General features: G+C 69.7%; 1 protein-coding gene. It reads left to right on the top strand.

Annotated features, from left to right (window positions below):
- On the top strand, positions 1-1,145 hold a 1,145-nt coding region (locus SMA5143A_RS42355; protein ID WP_181362304.1), incomplete at both ends, for a 2-oxoacid:acceptor oxidoreductase family protein.

The following is a 1,145-nucleotide window of genomic DNA, read 5'->3' as shown; positions in this document are numbered from 1 at the left end:
CCCCCTGGAGGACGGCTCCCTCGACGCCTACCACCTCCACCCCGTGCCCCTGACCACCCTCACCGTCGAGGCACTGAAGGACTTCAACCTCACCCGCAAGGAAGCCGAACGCAGCAAGAACATGTTCGCGCTCGGACTGCTGTCGTGGATGTACCACCGGCCCACCGAAGGCACCGAGAAGTTCCTGAAGACGAAGTTCGCCAAGAAACCCGACATCGCCGCCGCGAACATCGCCGCCTTCCGCGCCGGCTGGAACTTCGGCGAGACCACCGAGGACTTCGCCGTCTCCTACGAGGTCGCCCCCGCCGCCACCGCGTTCCCGCCCGGCCTCTACCGCAACATCTCCGGGAACCTGGCCCTGTCCTACGGACTGATCGCCGCCTCCCGCCAGGCCGACCTGCCCCTCTACCTCGGCTCCTACCCGATCACCCCGGCCTCGGACATCCTGCACGAGCTGAGCCGGCACAAGAACTTCGGCGTGCGCACCTTCCAGGCCGAGGACGAGATCGCCGGGATCGGCGCCGCCCTGGGCGCCGCGTTCGGCGGCTCCCTCGCCGTCACCACCACCTCCGGCCCCGGCGTCGCCCTCAAGTCCGAGACCATCGGTCTGGCGGTGTCGCTGGAACTGCCGCTGCTGATCATCGACATCCAGCGCGGCGGCCCCTCCACCGGCCTGCCCACCAAGACCGAACAGGCCGACCTGCTCCAGGCCATGTACGGCCGCAACGGCGAAGCCCCCGTCCCCGTCGTCGCCCCCCGCACCCCCGCGGACTGCTTCGACGCCGCGATCGAGGCCGCCCGCATCGCCCTCACCTACCGCACCCCGGTCTTCCTCCTCTCCGACGGCTACCTCGCCAACGGCTCCGAACCCTGGCGCATCCCCGAACCCGACGAGCTGCCCGACCTGAGCGTCCAGTTCGCCCAGGGCCCCAACCACACCCTCGACGACGGCACCGAGGCGTTCTGGCCCTACAAACGCGACCCCCACACCCTCGCCCGCCCCTGGGCCATCCCCGGCACCCCCGGCCTGGAACACCGCATCGGCGGCATCGAGAAACAGGACGGCACCGGCAACATCTCCTACGACCCCGCCAACCACGACTTCATGGTCCGCACCCGCCAAGCCAAGATCGACGGCATCGACA

The sequence above is a fragment of the Streptomyces sp. MA5143a genome, assembly GCF_900290235.1.
GTDB lineage: Bacteria > Actinomycetota > Actinomycetes > Streptomycetales > Streptomycetaceae > Streptomyces.
The sequence above is the reverse complement of the archived record's forward strand: the minus strand, read 5'-3'. Positions and strand labels throughout refer to the sequence as shown.